This is a genomic window from Puia sp. (assembly GCF_036500295.1).
Classification (GTDB): Bacteria; Bacteroidota; Bacteroidia; order Chitinophagales; family Chitinophagaceae; genus Puia.
The window spans coordinates 1-9,040 of sequence record NZ_DASYCH010000107.1; the positions used below are offsets into that span (position 1 = coordinate 1).

9 protein-coding genes are annotated in these 9,040 nt (G+C 53.7%); 6 read left to right on the plus strand and 3 right to left on the minus strand.

Going from position 1 to position 9,040, the window contains the following annotated elements; genetic code table 11:
• The coding region (locus tag VGM48_RS20580) for a hypothetical protein (RefSeq protein WP_331582315.1) at positions 1 to 926 on the minus strand (926 nt) is incomplete at its 3' end.
• A gap of 140 nt (positions 927 to 1,066) precedes the next feature.
• On the opposite strand from VGM48_RS20580, the gene VGM48_RS20585 reads away from it, so the two are divergent.
• The 5 genes from VGM48_RS20585 to VGM48_RS20605 all read left to right on the plus strand — a co-directional run bounded on the left by VGM48_RS20585 (position 1,067) and on the right by VGM48_RS20605 (position 5,336).
• The gene (locus tag VGM48_RS20585; RefSeq protein WP_331582316.1) at positions 1,067 to 1,807 is read left to right on the plus strand and encodes an SDR family oxidoreductase; all 741 of its coding nucleotides are present in this window, start codon (positions 1,067 to 1,069) and stop codon (positions 1,805 to 1,807) included.
• 39 nt (positions 1,808 to 1,846) lie between these two features.
• Positions 1,847 to 2,599, plus strand: a complete 753-nt coding sequence (locus VGM48_RS20590; protein ID WP_331582317.1) for an SDR family NAD(P)-dependent oxidoreductase — start codon at positions 1,847 to 1,849, stop codon at positions 2,597 to 2,599.
• A gap of 128 nt (positions 2,600 to 2,727) precedes the next feature.
• Positions 2,728 to 3,273 (plus strand): ORF6N domain-containing protein, encoded by a 546-nt coding sequence (locus VGM48_RS20595; protein ID WP_331582318.1) that lies wholly within the window; start codon positions 2,728 to 2,730, stop codon positions 3,271 to 3,273.
• 101 nt (positions 3,274 to 3,374) lie between these two features.
• A complete protein-coding gene (locus tag VGM48_RS20600) occupies positions 3,375 to 4,541 on the plus strand; it encodes a DUF5009 domain-containing protein (protein WP_331582319.1) in 1,167 nt (388 codons plus the stop codon).
• A 39-nt stretch (positions 4,542 to 4,580) separates the two neighbouring features.
• Positions 4,581 to 5,336 (plus strand): MBL fold metallo-hydrolase, encoded by a 756-nt coding sequence (locus VGM48_RS20605; RefSeq protein WP_331582320.1) that lies wholly within the window; start codon positions 4,581 to 4,583, stop codon positions 5,334 to 5,336.
• Positions 5,337 to 5,630: 294 nt separating this feature from the next.
• On the opposite strand, the gene VGM48_RS20610 is transcribed toward VGM48_RS20605, so the two are convergent.
• Positions 5,631 to 6,236 carry a response regulator transcription factor gene (locus VGM48_RS20610; RefSeq protein ID WP_331582321.1) on the minus strand — a complete coding sequence of 202 codons (606 nt, stop codon included), beginning with the start codon at positions 6,234 to 6,236 and terminating at the stop codon, positions 5,631 to 5,633.
• 309 nt (positions 6,237 to 6,545) lie between these two features.
• Here VGM48_RS20610 and VGM48_RS20615 point away from each other — a divergent pair, with 309 nt between their 5' ends.
• Positions 6,546 to 7,862: a HAMP domain-containing sensor histidine kinase gene (locus VGM48_RS20615; protein WP_331582322.1), complete on the plus strand. Its 1,317-nt coding sequence runs from the start codon at positions 6,546 to 6,548 to the stop codon at positions 7,860 to 7,862.
• On the opposite strand, the gene VGM48_RS20620 is transcribed toward VGM48_RS20615, so the two are convergent.
• Positions 7,842 to 8,960, minus strand: coding sequence for a terpene synthase family protein (locus VGM48_RS20620; RefSeq protein ID WP_331582323.1), 1,119 nt, complete (start codon positions 8,958 to 8,960; stop codon positions 7,842 to 7,844). The genes VGM48_RS20615 and VGM48_RS20620 overlap by 21 nt on opposite strands.
• Between the last annotated feature and the right edge of the window lie 80 nt (positions 8,961 to 9,040).

A 9,040-nucleotide genomic window follows, 5' to 3' on the forward strand; every position in this document is an offset into this window, starting at 1 on the left:
GCGCCGGAATAGCCGTTTGCATAACAATTCTCGATCGTAGGATTGATCACTTCCCCGTTGACATTGCTGACCATCCAGATAAACACCGCAGGTTGCGGATTGGTTCCCTGCGCATTGTCCCTTCCATAGGGGGCGCCGAAACCGCATCGTTCGATCCGCGTATCCTGCGTGCCGTTGAGCGTAATTGCTGTAGAAAAGCCTTCGAAATGGCAACCCCTGATCGAAAATGCCTTGTTGGCCACCGAACCGGTGCCAAACAAGTACAGCGCACTGGTCTGACCGATAGGGGAGGTGGCTCCGGCAGGTAATGGATGGGTGTTCTGGAAAATGATATTCTCGACGGTACAATGCACATACGCCCCAAGAAAGAAGAACATGGTATTGCTGGAATCTGCCGGAGGGTAAAGCGAGGTTCGCAGAATGGCCTGTTGCTCGCCAAAGATGCGGATACGATAGGGGTTCGAAGGGTCGCCGCCTGGCGGAGTGAATATCTGTCTGCTGGCGCGATCCCCATAGGTGGTAAGTTGATAGATTCCGCCTGGCAGGAGCAGATCCCTTTGGAAGTGCAAGGCAGCGTTAAGGGCATGCGAGATAGCCGGCTGGTCGTTGCTTGTGCTATCCCCCTTCGCACCAAACCATTTGACGGAGATCGCCCCGCTATAAATGCGCATCCATCGGCCGGTAGACGTGCCGGTCACTTGTATCACCGTTCCGTCATTATCGGACTGGCTGCTCGCCGCATCCCAGGCAAAAAAGCCTTGGCCGCCGTCATCGACGGCGGCATAACCCTGAACAAAAACGGATTCGTTGCCCGAAGTATAAGCGTAAGACCGCAGGGCGGTAAGATTGGCGATGGTGGCGGTGGAATGAGCGGAGAGGGTGGCAGCGAGACATAGCCCGGCCAGAAGGGTGATGCGTAATGACATAAAATAAGGTTGTATTTATACCCTAAGATATCTCATTCTCGCCGCCCCTCCTATGATTTATACATCAAATGCTATAAATACCGTCCTTTTGCGGGGCTTACCCCACTGTACCTTTGATCCATCAATCAAAACAAAAATATATGAGCACGCTTGATCAAAAAGTAGTACTGGTTACCGGCGCCTCTGGCGGCATCGGAGCAGAAATATCCCGCAGCATCGCAAAAGCCGGAGCAAAGGTCGTCGTCCACTACGCTGGTCGCAAAGAACCCGCCGACAAACTGGTCGCAGAGATAAAGACTCTCGGCAGCGATGCCGTCGCCATCCAGGCCGATGTCCGCAACTCGGCGGAAATAAAACAACTCTTCGCCGCGGCTATCGAAAAATTCGGCCGCATCGACGCCGTCGTCAACAATGCCGGCATCATGATCACCAAATTCATAAAAGATTTCACCGACGAAGAATTCATCAACCAGGTGAACATAAACCTCACCGGCGCCTTCTTCGTCCTCCGCGAAGCGATGGCAAAGGTCTCCGACAAAGGCGTCATCCTGAACATCTCCACCAGCGTCAACCGCGTTCCCATCCCCACTTATGGTCCTTATGGCGCCATAAAATCCGGGGTCGAACACCTGACAAAGGTCGCCGCCAAAGAAGTAGGCCGGGGCATCCGCGTCAATGCCGTCTCCCCCGGACCCGTTATGACCGAACTCTATACCACCGGGAAATCCGCCGACGTGATCAAATACCAGGCCTCCCTCAGCCCCTTCAACCGCATCGGCCAACCATCCGACATCGCTCCCGTCATCACCTTCCTGCTCTCCGATGATGCACACTGGATCAGCGGTCAGGTCATCCCGGTCAACGGCGCAATGCTCTCCTGATAACAGCCCACAATTCGACAAACACAAAAAAACAAGATCATGAACTCCTTAAAAGGTAAAGTCGCCCTCATCACCGGATCGGCAAGAGGGCTCGGTAAAGCCATCGCTGAACGCTATGCCGCCCTCGGCGCAGACATCGTCCTCAATTACTCCCGCGACAAGGTCGCCGCCGAAGAGACCCTAAGCGCCATAAAAGCCATGGGCGTAAAAGCCATCGCCATACAAGCCGACGTCAGCAAGGTCGCCGATATCGAAAAACTCTTCAGGGAAGCCGTCGCCGCCTTCGGCAAGATCGACATCGTCGTCGCCAACGCCGGTATCGAAATGGTGGAAACACCCGTAACCGACTTCACCGAAGAACAATTTGACCGCGTCTTCTCCATCAACGCCAAAGGCTCCTATTTCACCATGCAGCAGGCCGCAAAGCATGTCGCCGACAACGGCCGCATCCTCTACATCGCCTCCAGCACCACCTCCTTCCCCGTCACCGGGATGGCCGTCTACGGCGGTAGCAAAACAACCCCCCGCTATCTCGTCGACGTCCTCTCCAAAGAGATCGGCCACCGCGGCGTCACCGTCAACTCCATCATCCCCTTCGCCGTCGACCACGCCGGTATCTTCGTCGATCCCGAAGCCTATCCCCGGCTCCGCAAACAACTCCTCGACAGCTGCCCCATGGGCCGTCTCGCCGAAGTGGAAGACGTCGCAAACGCCGCCGAATTCTTCGCCAGCGGACTCTCCTCCTTCGTCTCCGGCCAGCACCTCCTCATCAACGGCGGCGCCACCAACTAGCCCACCACTCCAAACAGATATCCCCGATCCCGGCCCCCTGGGCCGGGATCGTCATTTTTAAAATCCCCTTCTATGTGCAAAAATCTCAAAACTTTGTGCGAAATTGGTTCCCTTAAAAATCGATTCTTATGGCAAAAGTGATAAAACTAGCCTCTGTTCCTACGGAGGCGATCATAAATAAGATATATATTATTCGAGGTCAAAAAGTTATGATCGACCGCGACCTTGCTCATCTCTACGGCGTCGAAACCAAACGCCTAAAAGAACAAGTTAAAAGAAATCTCGCCCGTTTTCCTTCCCACTTCATGTTCGAGCTAACCGCCCAGGAATCGAAATCTTTAAGGTCGCAAAATGCGACCTTAGAAACCTCCGACCGTGGCGCCCATTCCAAATACACCTCCTACGCTTTCACAGAGCACGGTGTGCTCATGCTTTCAAACGTGTTGAAAAGCAAGCACGCCATTGAAATGAGTATAAAGATCATCGACATTTTCGTAAAGCTTCGTGAAATGCTTCTCACTCACAAGGACATTCTCCTCAAACTCGAACAACTCGAAAAAAAAGTTACACGTAACAGTGAGGAAATACAAACACTCTTCGCCGCAGTCAAACGACTCCTCATCCCACCCGAACAACAGGAAAGACGCCGCATTGGATTCCGGCAGCGAAAGTAATAAACCTACCTTTCCAACCTCAACCTCCCCGATCCCGGCCCCCTGGGCCGGGATCCCCTTTTTAAGGTCGCAAAATGCGACCTTATACCTATCTTCAACCCATGAACCCTCCCACGCAACGCTACTACTCCCTGGACGTCTTCCGCGGCCTCACCGTCGCCTTCATGATCCTCGTCAACAACCAGGCCGGTCCATCCTTCGCCCCCCTCGACCACGCCCCCTGGCACGGCCTGACCCCAACCGACCTCGTCTTCCCCTTCTTCCTCTTCGCGGTAGGCAACGCCCTCGCCTTCGTCATGCCCCGCTTCGAAGAAAAAGGCAACGCCTTCTTCCTGAAAAAGGTCTTCCGCCGCACCCTCCTCATCTTTCTCATCAACGTCCTGCTCAACTGGTTTCCCTTCATCCGCTGGAGTCACGATCACCTCGTCTTCAAAGGCTGGACATACACCACCGATAACGGCAACCTCGCCGGCATCCGCATCATGGGAGTCCTGGCGCGCATCGCCCTGGCTTACTGCGGCGCCGCACTAATAGTATACTATGCAAAATTCCGTGGCGCCTTCTTCATCAGCGGCTGCCTGCTCATCGCCTACTGGGCCCTCTGCCTCTTCCTCGGCGACCCCGCCGACCCCTATAGCCTCAACGGCTACTTCGGCACCGCCATCGACAAAGCCATCTTCTCACCCGAACACATGTACCACGGGGAAGGCCTGGCCTTCGACCCCGAAGGACTCATCGGAACGATGACCGCCATCGTCAGCGTCATCCTCGGCTACTTCGCCGGCACCTATATCCGCCTAAAAGGAAAAACCTACGAGATGCTCGCCCATCTTTGGGTGGCCGCCTTCATCCTCCTGCTCGCCGGCTATTGCTGGGGCAGCGTCTTCCCCATCAATAAAAAGATCTGGACAAGCAGCTATGTCTTCGTCGCTGCCGGCTGGGCCCTTGCCACCCTTTCCCTGCTCATCTACTTCATCGAATTTCGCGGCGCCGCCGGCTCCTGGAGCAGGTTCTTCGACGTATTCGGCAAAAACCCCCTGTTCATCTTTATCCTCAGCGGCGTAGTGCCCCGGCTCGTCTGGCTCATCCGCTTTACCGACAACGGCGGATACACCGATCCCCTGGCCTGGTTCTATAACCATTGCTGCAAACCTCTCTCCTTTGGCCACGAAGAGAACGCCTCCATTCTGTATGCAGGGTCTCTCGTGGTGATCTACTGGCTCATCGGCCTCATGCTCGACAAGAGAAAGATTTACATTCGGGTGTAGGGCAACTTCCTTACATTTACCCCCTCAAAAAATGCATTTATGAAATCCTACATTTTTGCCTTTCTGTCTTTCCTCGTTATAAAGAGCACCGTCGCTCAACGCGCCACACCCGACGAAGTTTCTACGTCAAAAGGAACCCTCACGATCCAACCGATCGTCCACGCCAGCCTCGTCCTCAGCCTTAAAGCTGTCACCATCTACGTGGATCCCACCGGTGGCGCCAAGAACTACAACGGCCTGAAAAAGCCGGATATGATCATCATCACCGATATCCACGGTGACCACTTCGATCCAAAGACCATCTCCGATGTCCGCACTTCCACGACCACCATCATAGTGCCAAAGGCCGTCGCCGACAAAATGCCCGACTCCATGAAAAACAAGGTCGTCATCCTCGCAAACGGCGATAAAAGCACCCAGGCCGGCATCAGGATCACCGCATTGCCCATGTACAACCTCCCCGAAAGCCCTACCGCCATGCATACCAGGGGAAGAGGCAATGGCTATGTGCTGAACATCGGCGGAAAGAATATCTACATCTCCGGCGATACCCAGGGCATTCCCGAAATGCGGGCCCTGAAGAACATCGACATCGCCTTCGTCTGCATGAACCTTCCCTATACCATGAACGTCGACGAAGCCGCCGACGCCGTCCTCGCCTTCAAACCCAAAACGGTCTATCCCTACCACTACCGGGGACAGGGCGGGCTAAGCGACGTCAACGCCTTCAAATCAAACGTCGAAGCCGGCGATAAGAACATAAATGTAGTACTGAAGAATTGGTACCCGTCCTAAACAAGCAGGGCCGCCAGCTACGCTGGCGGCCCATTTTAATTATGTCCGGCGGGTCTCAACAATGGCTTTTCATAGATAATGAACGCATTGCAGTCTTCATAAGCCGGATGGCTTTTCGGTGGATATTGGATATAAAACTTAGGCTTTGCTAACACCACAAAGATGCGGCGTTTCACCCCCACAACATAATATTCGCATCCCTATTCATTGATAATCATCCATAGACCTAGGAGACCCTGAGGGAAACCCTTAGCCTTCGTAATACCCCCATGGCTTACGATCGTAGGTTTACGACTAATTTACATTGTGAATATTCGCCAGCTCCATCAATTCGATGACATTCCTGGTCTTCGTCCGCTCGAAGATCCGCGACTTCAACGTCGACACCGTACTGACGCTTAGATTCAGCGTATCCGCGATCTTCGTCGTCTTCCAGCCTTTCAGCAGATAGTGCAGAACATCCATCTCCCGGGCCGGCATTCCCGAAAAGGGTAGGGCGCCCCCCCTCTTCCCAAAGCTGGGAGCCGGGCGCTGATTCGTAAGGAATTGCCCCATCAGCCGCAGCGTCTCGATCTCATTCGCCTCCTTTGAGACAAAATACCCGATACGGTACGGCATCAACGCCCGCTCATATACCGGTATCGGCTGCATCGAGAAGATCAGGATCTCCAACTCCGGGTAAAGACTCCTGATCGCCGGGATCACCTCCAGCGCACTGCCGTCCGAAAGAAAGATATCGAGAATAAGATGCGTGTAGGTCTTCGACCGCAGCTCTTTCAACAGCTGATTGCAGGTCCACACCTCCTGGACCCACTCCTTCCCAATGTGACACTCCACCAGCAGCTTAAGACCCTTCCGGGTCATGCTATGATCGTCAGCAATAAGAAGTTTATTTGGCATCGCCTTTATTACTACAAGGGTGAAGCATTTATAACTATTAACCCCCGGCCGGCCGGCTAAGAAACCTCGTAAATATAATCCAATCGCTGATAATCAATTAAATAAAAATCCCTGCATATTTATGCAGGGATGCGCTAAAATCAGATGCATTAGCCATTTAAACCTTATCCTATTAACAGCAAAATAGTCGCATTTTCACAGTTATTTTGTAGAGATATTTCGACAGGCAAAAAGTTTTTTTCACCGGTTTGCGTATTTTGTTGATCATTAGTTGACTGGTGGTCAATTATTTAGTATATTTTACGGAATATGAATCGACTCTGGCGAAAACTAAAGTACGCAGGTGCGGACGGATTCGGCGAATCCGACATCCCGCGCGCCATCTGTATCGGCGTGAACACCATGTGCGTGTCGATCTTCCTGCTCAATCTCCTTGCAGGTCTGGTCTTCTTTCTCCTCAGCGGAAAGATCATGATCCTTGTCGGCTCCTATGCCGAAGGCTTCCTCATGTTGGGCATCGTCGCATTAAACCACCGGCGCAACTACGTCCTCGCCAATATCCTCTTCTACTTCGTGATCAATCTCGCCACCTTCTATTTTGGCTCGATCCTCGGCCCTTTTGCCCAGCCGCAGCTGATGTTCCTTTTCATCCTGGGACTCATCTTCTTCGTATTCGATAACCTCCTCAGCAGGATCGTGTGTATCGGGATAACCTTGCTCCTGTTGACCCTTCTGGAAATCGGGTTCCGGCATCCCTTCATCCCACCCATAACATTCAGTTCCGGCATCCAACTGCTCATCCGCATCGTCGTCTACGCGGTCATCATTTCCCTGACCTTGCTGATCTTCTTCCTGTTCAAAGGCAACGTCCTTGGGTTCCATTCCCTGTCCCGCAAGGCCGAAGCCTCCCGCGATGCCGGAGAGAACCTTCATAAGATCAAGAATAACTTCTTCCAGCATATCTCTCACGATATCCGGGGCGCCTACTTCGGCGTAGGCAGCATCTGCGCAGTCATCCACGAAAAAGTCCATACCGGCCACCCCGTGACGCCCGAACTGGCGGAAAGTCTCCTGCTCGCCTCGCAGAACTACAAATACATGCTCCACCACTTCCTGGAATTTTCGAGGTTCAAAATGGGCACGGTCGACGAGATCGAAGAGGAGAACATCGATGTCGCCGCCGAAGTCAAACAGATCGTCCAACTGAATCAGTACCTCGCCCTGGAAAAGCACATCCGCGTCGAATTCCGCATAGACGATAACTTTCCCTCCAGACTCCTGACCGATCGCGTAAAGATCAATCGCATCTTCTATAACGTCTTCGTCAACGCATTGAAATTCTCCCCGCCCGCCTCCTGCGTCCGGGTATGTCTGGCCGTTCACGACGATGTCTGGGTGTTAAGGGTCATCGATCAGGGCAGCGGCTTTCACCCCGAGCAGCTCACCCGCATCTTCGAACCCTACTCGACAAACCGGGGCCCCGAAAACCCGGAAGGCATCGGCCTCGGCTTGTACATCACCAACTATCTGACACAGCAGCTCGGTGGCGAGATAAAGATCAACTCCAGCCCCGCCACCGGCGCCACCGTCGAACTGCACTTTCCCTTACACAACAACAGAGCCTGAAAGAACGGTCTCCCGCCAGATAGACCGCGCCCGTTTGTACCTCCTCGTCTCTACCTGCCAGAGCCAGCAGGTTTGCACACATTTGCATACGCCTTCCATATACCAAGAAAGCACCTCCCGCTGACGGACATCCGCCAGCCGGCCGATCTTTTCCCGGATCACCCCGGCGGTTTGCGCATATTCGGCCAACAAATTTCGAACGATCGTCACAGCCACCGACATGGCCTCCCGAAGCTCCATCCGGAAATTGTTTAGCACGATGATCGCCACCAAATTCGAATCGCTTCGGTTATCGATCACCTCTTTCTCGAAGGAAAAAACATCGTTCATCAGCGCACCGATCAGCGACACGGTCCAGGCCAGGGCACGCATCTCCCCGGCCAGACCCGTAGCCTCCAGCATCGGCCAGTCCAGGTAATTCCCCTGGCTGTACTCGATCATCGAAACCGTATGCGGCATCCCCGAGATATCGGCCCGGATGCCGATATACTCGGGTATCGACGGAATATACCCCAGCGAGATACAGTCATAAGATTTATGCGCCACCGACAGATGCTTCAGATACAGTCCCAGGAAAGATTCGAACCACGACCCCGGCGAGGTCCCGGCGATCTCCGCCAGCACATCCAGGTTGGCCCGCTCGGCGGCAGACGCCGCTTCATCCACGCTTTCCACATCGGTCCTTTCCACAAGCCGGGCCCTGATCTCGTTCAGCCTTCGCCGTTCCTCCGAGGTCGACCGGAACTCCCTGCCCATGGTATCGTTCAGATAGAAATCCACGGCATAGTTCCGGGCGATAAGCAATATCTTCTCCGGGGAAGCATCGGGGAACAGGTACAACGCACAGGTCAGGTAATGCTCCGCGTTGGGTAGCAAAATGCCCGCAGACCTGCCATAGCCGATGATGGTGCGCATGATCTCCTCCATCTGCGGGTGCGGATGATAGTCCCGGCAATAGGCATCGAGATGGAAGGCGGAGGAATCAAAAGCTTCGAGAAGCGAAAGGCCGAAGTCCTGGCCGATCAGGCGGGCATACTCATTTTGAATACGGTCCATGGCAGCCACGGTGACTGCCCGAACATTTTGTTCAGGTTGCATAATAGGTAAAGTTTAATGTTTAAAAACCCAAGGTAAAGAAAAAAGCCGCTCGTGGGAGCGGCCTTACTCTATTTTTCCAG